We start from the raw sequence: 15,695 nt of genomic DNA, 5'->3' as shown, positions 1-15,695 counted from the left end.
TATATTAGCCGCATATTAATTAGCTTAATTTAACTGTTTTAGGCTTAAGTCGCGCAAGCGTTACGCGTGTTATGCGGTCATCCTTTGATGGAGTCCATAGATGAAAACCCTGATCAGTCTGATTTTAACTGCGTTTATCTTTGTGAGTACGGCCCCAATGGCCTTCGCCGAGCAGCATCACGCTGCGGCGGCCGAACAAGGTTATGACTGCCCCATGCATCCCGAAGTGAAAGGCGCCAAGGGCGATACCTGTCCTAAGTGCGGCATGAACCTTGAGCCAGCGGCGCACCACGCCATGGCCAAACACGATGGCAAGGACTGCGACAAGTGTCCTCACCATCAGCATGCCAAGGCCGATAAGGCAGGCGGTTATGAGTGTCCTATGCACCCAGAGGTGAAAGGCGCCAAGGGTGATACCTGCCCTAAATGCGGTATGAACCTGAAGCAGGCCAAGTCGGCTAAAGCAGGCAAGTCGTGCGACAACTGTCCTAAACATCAGCATCAGATGGCCAAGCAAGGCTATCACTGCCCCATGCATCCCGAAGTGAAGGGGGCGAAAGGGGATTCATGTCCTAAGTGTGGCATGTTCCTCGAGCCTGTGGCGAGCGCCGAAAGCGGCCACAAGCATCACTAGTTTATGAGTGGAGATGAGGCATTATGAGTCAGGTAAATTCGAAAAACAGAGGCCAAAAGCTCGCTTATCTTTTGAGTCTATTTATGGTGGCGACCCCGCAGTTGGGTCATAGCCAGGCGCTTGAGGCCAAGGCTAGCCAAGGCCATGAGGCCCATGTGCATCAGGCCGGAGAGAAGACCTATGTCTGCCCTATGCACCCTGAAGAGACCAGCCACGAGCCGGGTAGTCGTTGCCCCAAGTGCAATATGTTCCTGGTCGAGCAGGAAACCGATGCAAGCGAGACTAGTTTAACGGCCGGCCATGAGGTGACCTACGTCTGCCCAATGCACCCTGAGGTGACCAGCCACGAGCCTGGCAGCCGTTGCCCTAAGTGCAACATGTTCCTGGTGGCCGAGGAGGAAGAGGAGTCGACCAGCACTAAGGTTGAGCCCGAGATGGATCACAGCCAACACGATCCCCTGGCCCAGGCCAAGCCCGCGCCGCTCACCGGTGAGCCGTCGATCAAATATGTCTGCCCCATGCACGCCCACATCGTCAGCGATGTGCCCGGCACCTGTCCTATCTGCGGCATGAACCTGGAGAAGGTGGAGATGTCATCAGATGCTCAGCAGATAGAGATAGATGTCTCCGGCAGCATGCAGCAGGCCCTGGCACTTAAGGTCGCCAAGGCGGAGAAAGATACCCTATGGAAGTTTGTCCAGACCGTGGGCCAGATAGGTTATGACGAGAGCCAGATCAATCACGTGCACGCCAGAGTCAACGGCTGGATAGAGAAGCTGGCCATCACCTCAGTGGGTGACAAGATCTCCAAGGGGCAGCTGCTGTATGAGATCTACTCGCCGGATCTGATCAATGCCCAGGACGATTACCTGCTGGCGCTGAGCAGCCTGCAGAGTTCCAAGGATAGCCGCAACTACCAGGATCTGGTGCGCAAGGCGGGACTACGCCTCGAACTGCTAGGGATGAACCAGGCGCAGATCAAACAACTGGCCAAGAGCAAACAGACCCAGTACCGGGTGCCCTTCTATGCCAAGGCCGACGGCATCGTTAAGGCGCTGGCGGTGCGTGACGGCATGTATATTCAGCCCGCCACAGAGGTGATGTCTGTGGTGGATCTCTCTAAGGTGTGGGTGATCGCCGACGTGTTCGAGAATGAACAGAGCTGGCTGGCCATAGGCCAACCCACAGAAGTCTCAGTGCCCGCCATGGATCTTAAGGGGATCGAGGGCAAGATCGATTACATCTATCCCGAACTGGATCCCGTGACCCGCAGCCTGAGGGTGCGTATCGTACTGGCCAACAGTGAGGTGGCGCTGCGCCCCAATACCCTGGCCAAGATAGAGATCTACGGCGGCCCGAACGAGGATGTGCTGGTGATCCCGCAGGAAGCCCTGATCCAGACAGGCAAAGAGAACCGTGTCATCGTCAAGCAGGGTGACGGCAGCTTCCTGGCCCGCAAGGTCACCGTCGGCATGATGTCTCAGGGTAAGGCGGAAATCTTAAGCGGCATAGAGGAAGGAGAGCAGGTGGTGACCTCGGGTCAGTTCCTGCTCGATTCCGAGGCAAGTCTGAAGGGCAGCCTGATGCGTCTTAGCAGCGGTCATCAGCACTAGGGGGCGCTATGTTAAAGAAAATTATCGAGGCCTCCATCGCCCAGCGCTTGATGGTGTTGATCATCGCCCTGATGATCACCGTCTGGGGTGTGCAGGAGCTGAGAAAGACGCCTTTGGATGCGCTGCCGGATCTGTCGGACGTGCAGGTGATCATCAAGACGCCTTACCCAGGTCAGGCACCTAAGCTGGTGGAAGAGCAGGTGACCTACCCTCTGTCGACCGCCATGTTGGCGGTACCCGGTGCCAAGACGGTGCGGGGTTACTCCTTCTTCGGTGACTCCTATGTCTATGTGATCTTCGAAGATGGCACAGATATCTACTGGGCGCGGTCACGGGTGCTGGAATACCTGAGTCAGGTGAGCAGCCGCTTACCCCAAGGGCTTCAGCCATCGCTGGGGCCAGATGCCTCGGGTGTCGGCTGGATCTATGAGTATGCCCTGGTGGATCGCTCCGGCAACCTGGACCTTTCGCAGCTCAAGAGCCTGCAAGACTGGTATCTTAAGCTCGAGCTACAGAGCGTGGCCGGGGTGTCTGAGGTGGCGACCGTCGGCGGCATGGAGCAGACCTATCAGATAGTGATCGAGCCCGACAAGCTGGCTATCTACAAGCTGGATATTGCCGCGGTGAAGAACGCCATCAACAAGTCCAATACCGAGGCGGGCGGCTCAGTGATCGAGATGGCCGAGGCCGAATATATGGTGCGCGCCAAGGGCTATCGTCAGACGCTGGATGACTTCAGGGAGATCCCTCTGGGGGTCACAAGTCCCTCTGGCACCGCTTTGCTACTCAAAGATGTGGCGACCGTGCGCAAGGGGCCTGCCTCAAGGCGCGGCATTGCCGAGCTAGATGGTGAAGGCGAGGTGGTCGGCGGCATTATCGTGATGCGCTACGGCGAAAACGCCCTGGCCACCATAGACGCGGTCAAGGCTAAGCTGGAGCAGCTCAAGGCGGGTCTGCCACAAGGGGTGGAGATCATTCCCACCTATGACAGATCTGAGCTGATCAACAAGTCGGTGGACAACCTGTTCCACAAGGTGATCGAAGAGATGCTGGTGGTAGGCCTGGTGTGTCTGCTGTTCCTACTCCATGCCCGCTCGACCCTGGTTGCGGTGATCACCCTGCCGCTGTCGATTCTGATCGCCTTCATCGTGATGAATAAGATGGGGGTGAACGCCAACATCATGAGTCTGGGCGGTATCGCTATCGCCATCGGCGCCGTGGTAGATGGCGCTATCGTGATGATCGAGAACATGCACAAGCATCTGGAGCACTTTAAGGACGAGTACCGCAGAGATCCGGACAACAAGGAGCACTGGCATATCGTCGCCAAGGCCTCCATCGAGGTGGGCCCGGCGCTGTTCTTCTCGCTGTTGATCATCACCCTGAGCTTCGTGCCCGTGTTTGCCCTTGAAGCCCAGGAGGGACGTTTGTTTAGCCCGCTGGCCTATACCAAGACCTTTGCCATGGCCGCGGCGGCGATTTTGTCGATCACCTTAGTGCCCATCCTTATGGGTTACTTTATTCGCGGCAAGATCCCCAAAGAGACCAGCAATCCCATCAGCCGTGTGCTGATTGCCCTCTATAAGCCGGCGCTCAATATGGTGCTGCGCTTCCCCAAGATCACCCTGATGCTGGCGGTGATCGCCCTGGGCAGCGCCTGGTACCCTGTGACCAAGATGGGCAGCGAGTTCATGCCTGAGCTGGAGGAAGGGGATCTGCTCTATATGCCGACGGCCCTGCCTGGCATCAGCGCCAGCAAGGCGGCCGAGGTACTGCAACAGACAGACAGGCTGATCAAGACGGTGCCCGAGGTGAAGCGGGTGTTCGGTAAGGTGGGACGCGCCGAGACGGCGACCGACCCCGCGCCGCTCACCATGCTGGAGACTACCATCATGCTCAAGCCCAGAGAGGAGTGGCGTGAAGGCGTCGACTTGCAGGGGGTGATCGACCAGCTGCAGAAGACGGTCAAGGTGCCTGGTCTGACGAACGCCTGGGTGCAGCCGATCAAGACGCGTATCGACATGCTCTCTACCGGTATCAAGACCCCTGTGGGGATCAAGATCACCGGCGCCGACGTCAACGAGCTGCAGAAGGTGGGGGCCGATATCGAGGCGATCCTCAGCCAGCTGCCCAATACCAAGTCGGCCTACGCAGAGCGGGTGGGTGGTGGCCGTTACGTGGATATCACGCCCAAGTTGGATGTGGCCTCACGCTACGGCATGACTCTGACCGACATTCAGGACGTGGTGCGTTACGCCATCGGCGGCATGGATATTGGCGAGTCGATTCAGGGGGCTGAGCGTTACCCTATTAACCTGCGTTATCCGCGTGCGCTGCGGGACAATATCGAGAAGCTCAGGGAGCTGCCGGTGATCACTAAGTCGGGTCACTATCTGCCGCTGCGCAACCTAGCCGATATCGAGATCACCGACGGCGCGCCTATGCTCAAGAGTGAGAACGGCCGCCTGATCTCCTGGGTGTTTGTAGATATTCAAAACACCTCGATCGGCGAGTATATCGATGAGGCCAAGTCGGCGCTGGATCAGCAGCTCAAGGTGCCACCGAGATACAGCTACAGCTTCGCCGGCCAGTATGAGTACATGCAGCGGGTCGATGCCAAGCTGAAGAAGGTGATCCCTATGGCCCTTGGGGTGATCTTCATCCTGCTGATGATGACCTTCGGCTCGCCGCTTCAGGCCTCTATCATCATGTTGAGTCTGCCTTTCGCCTTGGTAGGCAGCACCTGGTTGCTGTTCGCGCTGGACTTCAACATGTCGGTGGCCGTGGCGGTAGGGATGATCGCGCTGGCCGGAGTGGCGGCGGAATTTGGGGTGGTGATGCTGGTTTATCTCAACAATGCCATCAAGCATCGTAAAGACACCGGCGGCTACGAGTATGTGGCGGATCTTAAGGAGGCCCTTATCGAGGGCGCCGTGATGCGTATTCGTCCCAAGGCGATGACGGTGGCGACCATCTTCTTCGGCCTCCTGCCTATCATGTGGGGCGCAGGCTCGGGCAACGATGTGATGCAGAAGATCGCCGCGCCTATGGTGGGCGGCATGATCACAGCGCCGCTGCTGTCGCTGTTCGTGCTGCCGGCCCTCTACTTGCTTATCTATGGTCGTCGCCTCAAGCACTCTGCCGAGGCTTGATTCGGATATTGATTAGTTTAGGTACAAAAAAGCACTGCAATCGCAGTGCTTTTTTTCTATATGGTAACCGTTATTTCTGACAACGGCCGATGTTGGAGCCGGTTGAGCGTACTTTCTTACACTGCTGGCTAGCCTTGGTGCTGCCGTTGTCGGCAGTGGTTTCTGTATCTGACTCTTGGGTTGACGCGCAACCGCTAAGGCCGATAACGAGAGTCGTCGCCATGATAGGCATCCATTTTTTTAGCATGGTTTACATCCCTGATTAGTAGTTAACAACATTGCCAAAATAAATTCGCAATGTTACGAACCTAACCAAAACAAAGGGTTAAAACAATGCCTGATCCCCATCCCGACTCAAGATTAGCGCTTTACTACTAGAGATTTAGGCCATGTTGAGTCTTATGACTGACAGAGTGCCGCCTTGAGGGTCGTTGATCACAGAGAAGCGTCCCACCTCGGGGATATCCGTCGGCGGCACACAAACCTGGCCGCCTATCTCTGTAGCCTTAGCGACCGTGGCATCGCAGTTATCTACCATGATGTAGGGCATCCAGTGTGGTGGCATATCGCCCCACTCCTCGGTCATGGCCATCATGCCGCCGACGGCGCGCTCGCCCTGGAGCCATTCATAGTAGGTGAAGTCCTCCATCTGCGATTCACGCACCTGCCAGCCCATGACCTTAGTGTAGAAGGCCTGGGCCTTGGCGGTATCGCGACAGCAGAGTTCGGCCCAGCAGAGGGTGTTAGCCTCGCCCATGCGCATAGAGCCGATATGGGCGCCGGCCTGCCAGAGGGAGAAGCTGGCGCCTTCTGGATCCAGACATTGGGCCATCTTGCCCGCATCGCCCACGCTGTGAGGGCCTAGGATCACCTGGCCTCCGTTAGCTATAACTGCCTCCAGGCTGGCCTCGAGATCGTCGACGGCGAAGTAGATGCTCCAGTGGGTCGGCACCTTGTCGTCGATCATATTTTGCGGCAGCTGATACATGGCCCCAATGTCGTCATCCTCTATGGCAAACATGGTGTAGACACCGTCGGGGATCGGCATATCCTTGAGCTGCCAGTCAAACAGCGCGCTGTAGAAATGTTTACCCGAGGCGGCCTCGTGACTGGCCAGTTCGATCCAACAGGGGTCGCCATGTTGATAGCTAGTAATCTTCATCTTTGAGTCCCTAATGAAAAATCTGTCGTGATATCAATTTAGTTAAGCCTGTTTTGCCATTTATGTCTATGCTGTGGGGAGAGTTATTGCGAAGAGAGAGTTACTAAGAAGAGGGAGTTTCGATGAGCCTGACGTCCACCCAGATAGATCTTGTACAAACCTCATTTAAACAGGTCGAGCCGATCAGCGAGCAGGCGGCGGCAATTTTTTACGATGCCCTGTTTCAGATAGACCCCAATCTGCGGCCCCTGTTTAAGCAGGATATTCGGTCTCAGGGACGTAAGTTGATGGCCATGTTGAAGGCGGCGGTGGAGGGACTGACAGATCTCGATGCCTTGGTACCTCAGCTGCATGAGCTGGCACGTCGCCACCAAGCCTATGGCGTTAAACAGTCCCACTTTACCCCTGTGGGCAACGCCCTGCTCTATACTCTGAAGACAGGTCTGGGGGAGGCCTATACCCGCGAGGTGCGCGAGGCCTGGGTGGCGGTGATCCATCTGGTGGCCGATACCATGAAGCCGCTGCTGGACAGGTAATTTGTGACTTAAATAAAGAAAAAAGGCGCTCATCGAGCGCCTTTTTTCTGTTTAGGAGATAACCCGTTAGATCTAGCCGTACATGGGCAGTAGGTCTGCCATGGCAAGCAGGTGACAGGCCGCGGTCAACAGGCCGTAGAAGATCACTATGGCGATCACCACAGTGCCGCCCGGCACCCTGAAACTCTGGCTGTCTGGGAACATCTGTCTGGCGCGATAGGCCATAAGGGCCGGCACTATGGCAGCCCACACTGTGGCGGCCAGGGCGGCAAAGCCGATGGCGATCAAAAAGCCGTTGGGGAACAGCAGACCTAACACAGTCGGTGGCAGGAAGGTCACTGCCGCCGTCTTGAGGCGTCCGGTGCGCGACTCATCGAAGCCAAACAGGTCGGCGAGATAGTCGAACAGCCCCAGGGTCACCCCCAGGAAGGAAGAGGCTACCGCTAGATTGGCAAACAGGGTCAGCATAGTGGTCAGCCAGTCGCTGGCCATCACATCCGAGAGCGCCGCAACCAGCACGCCCATGTTACCGCCCTGGGCAATCACCTCGACAAAGCCGCTGCGAGTGATGTTCCCCATGGTGGCAACCAGCCAGCACAGGTAGATCACGAAGGCGATGAGGGTGCCCAGGGTGATCGCCTTGACGATAGTGCCTGGGTCTTTGCCATAGTATTTCACTAGGCTGGGGACGTTGCCGTGATAGCCGAAACTCACCAGACCGAAGGGGATGGCGGCCAGCATGTAGGGCAGATAACTGGCCTCACCGTCGGGCACAAACAGCTTGGCGGGCTCCACCTCGATAAGCAGATTACCTATGGCGAGGAAGAAGGTGATGATCATCCCGCCCAGCATGATTGTGGTGATGCGATCCACCGCTTTGGTGCTGATAAAGACGATAATCGCCAGGCCCACCGCAAACACCAGGCCGGCGAAACTCTGGGGCAGCTCTATCCCTAAGCTACTCAGGCTGTGGTTGACGATAGAGCCGCCGCCACTGATATAGGCATAGGCCAGAATATAGAGCACGAAGGCGATAGAGAGGCCGTTGACGATACGCCAGAAGTTACCCAGGGTATCCCGGGTGAGGGTATCGAAGCTGGCTCCCGGCTCATAGTGCAGGTTGGTCTCCAGTAGCAGCAGGCCAGAGACCAGCATGCAGAACCAGACGCCCAGCATCATGAGCACTGAGTAGCTAAACCACATGCCGGCGCCGACCACTGGCAGGGAGAACATTCCCGCGCCCACGGCAGTACCTGCGATGATCATGGCACCGCCCAGTAGCGACTTACCCGAGGCCTTGTGCTTGGCCGCATTCATATGATTGGCCATTAGGCTTGATGCTCCGCGGCGACGCTGTCGACTATGGTCTGTCTAACCGAGCTCCTTAGCAGGCTGTTGGCCCGGGTACGGATACGCTGAACATCTTCGCTGTGGCTGTCATCGGCCAGGTAACCCAGCTCCTTGAGCTTGACACTCAGGGTGCCATAGAGCTTCTTGTCATAGAACTCTGGTGCCGTGATGCCATGGAGCGCGCCCAGACGCTGGGCCAGCTGGTGGCTGTCGCTCTCGAGCTCTGAGCGCTCAATCTTAGGCGAGGCCGCCAGCAGGTTGAAGATGATGGCGTAGCGCTGCATGGTCTCGCTGATGGTACCGGCCAGCAGTAACAGCTGGTTGAGGGCATCTGGCTTGACGCTGAAATGCTTATCTTCGTCGATTAAGCCTTCGGCCAGCAGCTGATCCAGCAGCTGGTTCACATAGGTCTCGAGGTTATCGATCCCCATAAACAGCTCGGCCTGCAGCAGCGGGTAGAAATCTTTCACCGTGGCGATGATCTCGTCGCGGCTACATTCATCCTGGCGGGTCAGGCAGCTGGCGATCAAGGATGGGATCACCAACAGGTGGATGATGTTGTTGCGATAGTAGGTCATGGCAATCGCCAGGCTCTCATCGATGGAGATGATGTCACCCAGGGGGTCGCTGTCCAGCTTGAGCTTCTTCAGCTCAAGGCCCTGGGCGATCAGCTTGGCGCCATCGCCTTCGACCACAGAGGTGTAGCCCGTGTAAGGCACGCTCTTGAGCAGCGACAGATAGAGATCCAGTTGCTTCTCAAGCTGGCTGCGCTGCAGGGCATTCTGCTCAGAGGCCAACAATACCAGGCTGGTCAGGGTGATAGAGCTGACGGCGGCGGCATCGTTGATGCGGGTCATGACGCGGTTAGCCAGGGTGTTGACCACTGGGGTCAGCCAGCTTGGCTTCTGCTCGGGATCCTGGGCCAGTTCTTCGCGCCACTCGGGTACCTGCTCGTTGAGGTAGGTATGCAGGGTAATAGGCTCACCGAAGTTAACATAGCCCTGGCCGAAGTTGCCCAGCTTACGTATGGCACCGAACACCTGCCATACAGATTCTTTCTGCTTCTTCTTACCGCTCAGCTCCTTGTGATAGGTCGCTACCTCCATCACATGGTCATAGCCCAGATAGACGGGGACCAGGGTGACGGGGCGCTCGACGCCGCGCAGCACGCTGTTGAGTGTCATGGCGATCATGCCCGTCTTAGGTGCCAGCAGGCGACCGGTACGTGAGCGGCCGCCCTCGGTGAAGTACTCGACCGAATAACCCTTGGCAAACAGCTGATCCAGGTATTCACGGAATACTGCTGTGTAGAGCTTGTTGCCGCGGAAACTGCGACGAATAAAGAAGGCGCCACCGCGGCGGAACATGGGGCCGGCGGGCCAGAAGTTGAGGTTGATACCGGCGGCGATATGGGGCGGTACCATGCCCTGATAATAGAGGATATAAGAGAGCAGCAGGTAGTCCATGTGGCTACGATGACAGGGCACGTAGACGATCTCGTGGCCGTCGTGGTGCAGCTGACGGATCTGCTCGGCGCCCTTGATGTTGATCCCCTTGTAGAGCTTGTTCCACAGCCAAGTGAGGAAACGCTCGGCGATACGCACCAGGCTGTCTGAATAGTCGGCGGCGATCTCATCGAGATATTCCATAGCGGTCTCGCGGGCCTTGGCCTCGGAGATCTTCTTGCTCTGAGCCTCTTCCAGAATCGCCTTCTTCATCGACTCAGATTTCAGCAGGGCGTGGAACAGGTTCTGGCGGTTAGGCAGTACTGGGCCTGTCATCACCTTACGTTGACGGCTGAAGTGCACCCTGGCCACGCGCGCCAGCTTCTGGGCGATGCGCTTGTCGGTGCCGTGCTCGTCGGCCATGTAGCGCAGCGACATGGCATTGGAAAATTGCACAAAGTTGTGGCGGCCGAGGAAGAGGATCATCAGACACTTTCGCAGCCAGGTGGGGCTCTCACGCTCCAGCACCGCGGCCTTCATGCTGTCATCTTCCTTGCCTGGGGTGCGACCCCAGTAGAGGCTGACGGGTACCAGCTGAATATCCAGCTCAGGATGTTTCTTGTGGGCGCTCAGCAGACGCGAGAAGCTTTCGAGGTAAAACTCGTTGCCTTCGCGCTCGCCAAATAGCGGCTTGGCTCCTTCGACACAGACGACTCGCGGCGCCTGTTCACCCTCGACATCCAGGCTCTGATAGGGGCTGGGCAGGCCGAGTCGGTCGGTTACCTCGCTCAGTGCGGCGATGTCACTGATCGATTCTGTCTTCATCACATAGACCAGGGGTCTGTCTGAATCCAGGTTGAGATCGGCAAAGGGATCCTGAGGCACTACTATGGTGTGCACGAGTTTCTTCTGGATCCAACGTAAGGATTTAAACCAAAGAGAGTCTTGTTTGGACATTATTCTTTATGCATAGGAGTCATGTTTAATAACGGCATAGAATACCAGAAAATGGTTAGGGGTTCCTAATTTGTCTCGCCGTCCGTTAGCCGAGATCACAGCCGCTCACACTCGAGTTTTATCTCCCATCGGCCTTAGGTGTGCGCCAACCCCAGTGGCTGAGAGGCTTGGCCGTATCTCTGTCATTCATTCGAATTTCTCTGATTGCTAAACCTTTCAATTAAATCGAACTTATTTTCGCATTTAATGCGCTTATCTTTCGGTTAAATGGTGGATAAACTGGCCTCAATTGGTTGTAACAGAGATTTAAATTGGAGCAGATTATGGCAAAAGTACTGGTATTGAAATCAAGCATCTTAGGGGACTATTCACAATCGGCTAAGCTGATCGACCACCTGCAGCAACACTGGCAGGGTCAGGGCGCCGAGGTAACAGTCAGGGATCTGGCGGCGCAGCCACTGCCTGTACTCGATGGCGAGATCGCCATGGGGTTACGTGGCGGTGACGAGCTGAGCCCGCGTCAACAAGAGGTGTTGGCCCTGTCAGACGAGTTGGTGGCCGAGTTGAAGGCACACGACACACTGGTTATCGCCGCCCCTATGTATAACTTCAGCATTCCGACCCAGCTGAAAAACTGGATCGATCTGGTGGCCCGTGCCGGCGTGACCTTCACCTACACAGAAACAGGCCCTAAAGGCCTGGTAGAAGGTAAGCGTGCGGTCTTGGTAACCACTCGCGGCGGCGTACACAAGAATGGTGCGAGCGATCACGTGGTGCCTTACCTCAAGACAGTGCTTGGCTTTATCGGTATCGACGAGGTGGAAACCGTTTACGGCGAAGCCCTCAACATGGGTCCAGAAGCGAATGAGCAGGGGATCAGCCAGGCCAAGCAGAGCATAGAGCAGCTGGTAGCTTAAGTTTATCGGGCGCTAATAGCCCATGGTTTTCATCGTCAACCACATTTAACCCATCTCTAGGTTAGGGCGCTCACATCGGTGAGCGCCTTTTTTTATCTAGCTAACGACTATTCTGTTAACGCCTACCTAGCTTAAGACTATTGAGCTAACGACTATTGTGCCAGCTCACACAGGGTGCACTCGTCACTCTGCTGGCTGGTTTCCACATAGCGCACCCTATGGCGCCCATGGGTGCGATTGGTGCTAAATTGGTATCTGGGCCTGGGCGTTTCTGCGGTTGAGTGTTTGGCCTGAGGCGTAGCCTGCTCGGCTTCTGGCCCTAATTGGCTGTTAGCCATTGGCGAGGCTTTGTGGCTGATAGCAGAGCAGATCTTTGAGGGCGCCACCATTGATGGCACAGCTAAAGCCGTTGGCCCTTAAGATGTCGCAGCCCTTCTGGGCACGGATCCCCGCACCGCAGTAGAGCACGAAGGGGGTCTGCTTATCGCTGTGTTGGGTCAGCCACTGGGCCAGTTGATCCAGGGGCACATTGAGTGCATTTGGCAGGTGGCCGCCGGCATATTCCTGGGGAGAGCGTACATCGATAACCTGTACGCCTTGTTCGATCAGTTGCCAGCATTGCTCGGCGGGATGGCTGCCAGATAGCTTGGCTAAGAGAGATTGAAACATGGTTTGCCCCTACAATTAGAATCGAGTCTATAAGATTTACTTCAATAAGATTATTCTAATTGATGGCCGAGTGCAAGTTAAGCGCAAGCCAATTGCCAGATAAGGGCAAGCCAATTGCCAGATAAGGGCAAGCCAATTGCCAGATAAGGGCAAGCCAAGGGACAGCTATGTGCAAACCAGCGTTATGTCAGAGCCGCTTGGTCATGAAGACGCTGTTGGGATCATCCTGGTAGCGGCCGAAGGGGGCGCACTCGACGAAACCAAATTTCTGGTACAGGCGCCGGGCCGGGAGGAAGAAGCCCATGCTGCCGGTTTCCAGGCTGAGGCGCGTCATCCCATTTTGGGCGGCATCTGCCTGAAGATGGTGCAAGATCCGCTCGCCTATGCCACGTTGGCGATAGTAGTTGGCGACCCGCATCGACTTGAGCTCGCCATGCTCTGGCGAGAGGCGTTTGATGGCGCCGCAACCGCAGAGTCGGTCGGCCTCCCATAGGGTCCAAAATCTAATATCGTCTTGTTTTAATTCGCTTAAATCTAAAGCGTGCACACTCTCTGGCGGCGAGGTGGCATACATATCTTCCAGGTGTTGTTCTAGCATCTTGACGACGCTGGCGTGGCTGACGACTCCGAGCACAAATTGCATCTTAAGCTCCATCTTGTAATTAGGGACCCTAAGCCTCAGCAAAGCCTGTGCCAGCCGCCGACGACCGCGATGAGTCTTATGACTCGATCGCGATCATCCGTGGTGGTTGTTTCGATGTTAGTCTTGCCAGCGCTTGAAGATCAGCGAGGTGTTGATACCGCCGAAGGCGAAGTTGTTGCTCATCACATAGTCGGTGTTGAGCTGACGAACCTCATCCTTGATGTAGTCCAGTTGACCACAGGCGGGATCGATATGCTTGAGGTTGAGGGTGGGGGCAAACCAGCCGGCATTCATCATCTCGACACTGAGCCAGGCCTCCAGAGCGCCGCATGCGCCTAAGGTATGGCCCGTGTAGCTCTTGAGGGAGGAGATGGGCATGCGTTCGCCAAACACCGCCTGAGTGGCCTGGGTCTCGGCGATGTCGCCGCGATCCGTGGCGGTGCCATGGGCATTGACATAGCCTATCTTGTCGGCGTCTAAGTCGGCATCTTTCAGGGCCAGGCGAATCGCCACCTCCATGGTCTCGGCGTTAGGCTGAGTCACATGCAGGCCATCAGAGTTGGTGCCGAAGCCCACTAGCTCGGCGTAGATCTTAGCGCCGCGGGCCTTGGCGTGTTCCAGCTCTTCCAGCACCAGGGTACAGGCGCCTTCGCCGATCACCAGGCCGTCCCTGTCGCGATCGAAGGGGCTCGGCGTCTCACTTGGCGTATCATTCTTGGTGCTAGTGGCAAACAGGGTATCGAATACCACGGCCTCGGTGGGGCAGAGCTCCTCGGCGCCGCCGGCCAACATGAGATCCTGCTGACCATATTTGATCGCCTCATAGGCGTAGCCTATGCCCTGACTGCCCGAGGTGCAGGCGCTGCTGGTGGTGTGTACCCGGCCCTTGAGGCCGAAGAAGACACCGACGTTGACCGCAGTGGTATGGGCCATCATGCGGATATAGCTGGTGGCCGTGACCCCAGACATGTCGCCCTCTTTGAGCATGTCGCCGAAGGCGATGATGGGATCCGTACTGCCGGTGGAGGAGCCATAGGCGATGCCCATGGCGCCCGAGGTGACTATGGGATCGTCCAGTAGGTTGGCATCCATCAGCGCCTTTTCGCTGGCCCAGGCCGCCATGACAGAGACGCGCCCCATGGAGCGGATCTTCTTGCGCGAATAGTGGCTCGGGCGCTCAAAGTCTGTGACCGGTGCGGCCAGACGTGTGTTGAGTCCGTCGAATCTGTCCCACTCGTCTATGCGCTGCACGCAATTTTGCTTGGCCTGCAGGCGCTGGGCGATGCTAGGCCAGTCGTGCCCTAGGGCGGTGACGCCGCCGGCGCCGGTGATCACTACGCGTCGAGTCTTGTTATTCATCAGATCATGCCACCGTTTACCGAGATCACCTGGCGGGTGATGTAGGCCGCGTCATCAGACATGAGGAAGTTGGCCAGTCCGGCGATCTCCGAGGCCTTGCCCATGCGGCGCATAGGTACCAGCTCCTTGACCATCTCCTGGGGGAATTCGCTCACCATATCGGTTTCGATAAGGCCTGGGGCGATGCAGTTAACGGTGATCTTACGCTTGGCCAGCTCCAGGCTCAGCGCCTTAGTGGCACCTATGATGCCCGCCTTGGAGGCGCTGTAGTTGACCTGGCCACGGTTACCCGCGATGCCGGAGACAGACGCCATGGTAATGATGCGCCCGCCTTGGCGTGATTGGATCATCGGCATGGTGCAGGGATGGATTACGTTGTAGAAGCCGTCCAGGTTGGTGTGAATCACCCCGTCCCACTCTTCGTCACTCATGGCAGGAAAGGCGGTGTCCCGGGTGATCCCAGCGTTGAGCACCACGCCATAGTAGGCACCGTGCTGGTCGATATCGGCCTCTATGGCAGCCTTGACGTCGGCGCGGTCTGCCACGTCAAACTGCAGGCGGCTCACCTTGGCCCCCAATGCCTCGAGCTCTGTCTGGGTTGCATCGGCCGCCGCCTGATTGCTGTGGAAATGCAGGGCGATATCATAGCCTGTCTCGGCCAGCTTGAGGGCGATGGCTTTGCCGATGCCGCGACTGGCACCTGTGATCAATACACGTTTATTCATCTTGCTTTCTCTTCTTCTGTACCCGCCTGGCTCTCCAGAATATAGGCCTGGGTGTCTTGAGGCTGGAATACATTGACATTAGCCTCTGCCACAAGTTGATTGTTGTGGAATATTTTACAATCAAACACCGCCAGACCGTTATCTTCCTGATAGAGGCGGCTGACCCGGGTCTGATAACGCTCGCCGAGTCGGTAGGCGGGGATTGCGAATGTTAACTTGCGTGTGCCGAGCAGGAAGCCGACACGAATAGGCTCGCCTCGGGCGCTGGCCTCCAGGCCTGCGAGGGCGGCGATGCTCTGAGCCATATATTCTATGCCCACATAGTTAGGCACAGACTGGCTGGCAGCGTCGAAATAGGCGCTGTTTGTGCTTATGCTCACCTCGGTAAGCAGTGTATCTGGCGCCTGCTCGAGCAGCTTGTCGATCAAGATCATAGGGGCGCGGTGTGGCAACACCTGTTCAAGCGGGATCTCGGTAAGCGCTGTGTTTGGCTGTGGCATAGCTTGTGGCTCAGACATAGCTTGTGGATTAGA

At 56.8% G+C, this 15,695-nt stretch carries 15 protein-coding genes; 5 read left to right on the top strand and 10 right to left on the bottom strand.

Translation table 11 applies throughout. From position 1 onward, the window contains the following. The first annotated feature begins 100 nt into the window (after positions 1–100). The 3 genes from K0I31_RS18315 to K0I31_RS18305 are packed head-to-tail and all read left to right on the top strand — an operon-like array spanning position 101 to position 5,399. Positions 101–634: a heavy metal-binding domain-containing protein gene (locus K0I31_RS18315; RefSeq protein ID WP_220079296.1), complete on the top strand. Its 534-nt coding sequence runs from the start codon at positions 101–103 to the stop codon at positions 632–634. A gap of 23 nt (positions 635–657) precedes the next feature. Beyond that, positions 658–2,247, top strand: coding sequence for an efflux RND transporter periplasmic adaptor subunit (locus K0I31_RS18310; protein ID WP_220079295.1), 1,590 nt, complete (start codon positions 658–660; stop codon positions 2,245–2,247). A gap of 8 nt (positions 2,248–2,255) precedes the next feature. Beyond that, entirely contained in the window at positions 2,256–5,399 is a 3,144-nt protein-coding gene (locus K0I31_RS18305) for an efflux RND transporter permease subunit (RefSeq protein ID WP_011867329.1), read from the top strand. Positions 5,400–5,469: 70 nt separating this feature from the next. Here K0I31_RS18305 and K0I31_RS18300 read toward each other — a convergent pair whose 3' ends face one another. Together K0I31_RS18300 and K0I31_RS18295 are read right to left on the bottom strand one after the other, a co-directional pair. Continuing rightward, on the bottom strand, positions 5,470–5,622 hold the full coding sequence (locus K0I31_RS18300) for a hypothetical protein (protein ID WP_186300602.1): 153 nt from the start codon (positions 5,620–5,622) through the stop codon (positions 5,470–5,472). Positions 5,623–5,781: 159 nt separating this feature from the next. Beyond that, the gene (locus K0I31_RS18295; protein WP_220079294.1) at positions 5,782–6,561 is read right to left on the bottom strand and encodes a VOC family protein; all 780 of its coding nucleotides are present in this window, start codon (positions 6,559–6,561) and stop codon (positions 5,782–5,784) included. Positions 6,562–6,683: 122 nt separating this feature from the next. On the opposite strand from K0I31_RS18295, the gene K0I31_RS18290 reads away from it, so the two are divergent. Beyond that, the gene (locus K0I31_RS18290) at positions 6,684–7,097 is read left to right on the top strand and encodes a globin family protein (protein ID WP_220079293.1); all 414 of its coding nucleotides are present in this window, start codon (positions 6,684–6,686) and stop codon (positions 7,095–7,097) included. A gap of 72 nt (positions 7,098–7,169) precedes the next feature. On the opposite strand, the gene mtr is transcribed toward K0I31_RS18290, so the two are convergent. Both mtr and plsB read right to left on the bottom strand, forming a co-directional pair. Next, positions 7,170–8,426 (bottom strand): tryptophan permease, encoded by a 1,257-nt coding sequence (mtr, locus tag K0I31_RS18285; protein ID WP_220079292.1) that lies wholly within the window; start codon positions 8,424–8,426, stop codon positions 7,170–7,172. Beyond that, positions 8,426–10,849: a glycerol-3-phosphate 1-O-acyltransferase PlsB gene (plsB, locus tag K0I31_RS18280; protein WP_220079291.1), complete on the bottom strand. Its 2,424-nt coding sequence runs from the start codon at positions 10,847–10,849 to the stop codon at positions 8,426–8,428. The genes mtr and plsB overlap by 1 nt, the downstream gene beginning before the upstream one ends. Before the next feature lie 323 nt (positions 10,850–11,172). Between plsB and K0I31_RS18275 the strand changes: the two genes are divergently transcribed. Then, positions 11,173–11,766: an FMN-dependent NADH-azoreductase gene (locus K0I31_RS18275; RefSeq protein WP_011867324.1), complete on the top strand. Its 594-nt coding sequence runs from the start codon at positions 11,173–11,175 to the stop codon at positions 11,764–11,766. Positions 11,767–11,918: 152 nt separating this feature from the next. Here K0I31_RS18275 and K0I31_RS18270 read toward each other — a convergent pair whose 3' ends face one another. The 6 genes from K0I31_RS18270 to K0I31_RS18245 all read right to left on the bottom strand — a co-directional run bounded on the left by K0I31_RS18270 (position 11,919) and on the right by K0I31_RS18245 (position 15,662). After that, entirely contained in the window at positions 11,919–12,104 is a 186-nt protein-coding gene (locus K0I31_RS18270) for a hypothetical protein (RefSeq protein ID WP_220079290.1), read from the bottom strand. Continuing rightward, on the bottom strand, positions 12,097–12,435 hold the full coding sequence (locus tag K0I31_RS18265) for a rhodanese-like domain-containing protein (protein ID WP_220072489.1): 339 nt from the start codon (positions 12,433–12,435) through the stop codon (positions 12,097–12,099). Before K0I31_RS18265 ends, K0I31_RS18270 begins: the two co-directional genes overlap by 8 nt. Before the next feature lie 187 nt (positions 12,436–12,622). Continuing rightward, complete coding sequence (locus K0I31_RS18260; protein ID WP_011867322.1) at positions 12,623–13,078, bottom strand: GNAT family N-acetyltransferase; 456 nt, start codon at positions 13,076–13,078, stop codon at positions 12,623–12,625. A gap of 117 nt (positions 13,079–13,195) precedes the next feature. Continuing rightward, positions 13,196–14,437 (bottom strand): beta-ketoacyl-ACP synthase, encoded by a 1,242-nt coding sequence (locus K0I31_RS18255; RefSeq protein WP_220079289.1) that lies wholly within the window; start codon positions 14,435–14,437, stop codon positions 13,196–13,198. Further along, positions 14,437–15,162 (bottom strand): 3-ketoacyl-ACP reductase FabG2, encoded by a 726-nt coding sequence (locus K0I31_RS18250; protein WP_220079288.1) that lies wholly within the window; start codon positions 15,160–15,162, stop codon positions 14,437–14,439. Before K0I31_RS18250 ends, K0I31_RS18255 begins: the two co-directional genes overlap by 1 nt. After that, positions 15,159–15,662 (bottom strand): hotdog family protein, encoded by a 504-nt coding sequence (locus K0I31_RS18245; RefSeq protein WP_258406664.1) that lies wholly within the window; start codon positions 15,660–15,662, stop codon positions 15,159–15,161. The genes K0I31_RS18250 and K0I31_RS18245 overlap by 4 nt, the downstream gene beginning before the upstream one ends. Positions 15,663–15,695 lie beyond the last annotated feature (33 nt).

This window comes from Shewanella spartinae, assembly GCF_019457555.1.
Taxonomy (GTDB): domain Bacteria; phylum Pseudomonadota; class Gammaproteobacteria; order Enterobacterales; family Shewanellaceae; genus Shewanella; species Shewanella loihica.
This window is presented reverse-complemented; position numbering and strand designations above follow the sequence as displayed.

Excerpts from the sequence above, each read along its gene's own strand:
- K0I31_RS18265 (WP_220072489.1), bottom strand. The coding sequence starts at position 12,435 with ATGTTTCAATCTCTCTTAGCCAAGCTATCTGGCAGCCATCCCGCCGAG.
- K0I31_RS18295 (WP_220079294.1), bottom strand. The coding sequence starts at position 6,561 with ATGAAGATTACTAGCTATCAACATGGCGACCCCTGTTGGATCGAACTG.
- K0I31_RS18310 (WP_220079295.1), top strand. The coding sequence starts at position 658 with ATGAGTCAGGTAAATTCGAAAAACAGAGGCCAAAAGCTCGCTTATCTT.
- plsB (WP_220079291.1), bottom strand. The coding sequence starts at position 10,849 with ATGTCCAAACAAGACTCTCTTTGGTTTAAATCCTTACGTTGGATCCAG.
- K0I31_RS18315 (WP_220079296.1), top strand. The coding sequence starts at position 101 with ATGAAAACCCTGATCAGTCTGATTTTAACTGCGTTTATCTTTGTGAGT.
- K0I31_RS18260 (WP_011867322.1), bottom strand. The coding sequence starts at position 13,078 with ATGCAATTTGTGCTCGGAGTCGTCAGCCACGCCAGCGTCGTCAAGATG.
- K0I31_RS18250 (WP_220079288.1), bottom strand. The coding sequence starts at position 15,162 with ATGAATAAACGTGTATTGATCACAGGTGCCAGTCGCGGCATCGGCAAA.
- K0I31_RS18255 (WP_220079289.1), bottom strand. The coding sequence starts at position 14,437 with ATGAATAACAAGACTCGACGCGTAGTGATCACCGGCGCCGGCGGCGTC.
- K0I31_RS18300 (WP_186300602.1), bottom strand. The coding sequence starts at position 5,622 with ATGGCGACGACTCTCGTTATCGGCCTTAGCGGTTGCGCGTCAACCCAA.
- K0I31_RS18305 (WP_011867329.1), top strand. The coding sequence starts at position 2,256 with ATGTTAAAGAAAATTATCGAGGCCTCCATCGCCCAGCGCTTGATGGTG.
- K0I31_RS18245 (WP_258406664.1), bottom strand. The coding sequence starts at position 15,662 with ATGCCACAGCCAAACACAGCGCTTACCGAGATCCCGCTTGAACAGGTG.
- mtr (WP_220079292.1), bottom strand. The coding sequence starts at position 8,426 with ATGGCCAATCATATGAATGCGGCCAAGCACAAGGCCTCGGGTAAGTCG.
- K0I31_RS18275 (WP_011867324.1), top strand. The coding sequence starts at position 11,173 with ATGGCAAAAGTACTGGTATTGAAATCAAGCATCTTAGGGGACTATTCA.
- K0I31_RS18290 (WP_220079293.1), top strand. The coding sequence starts at position 6,684 with ATGAGCCTGACGTCCACCCAGATAGATCTTGTACAAACCTCATTTAAA.
- K0I31_RS18270 (WP_220079290.1), bottom strand. The coding sequence starts at position 12,104 with ATGGCTAACAGCCAATTAGGGCCAGAAGCCGAGCAGGCTACGCCTCAG.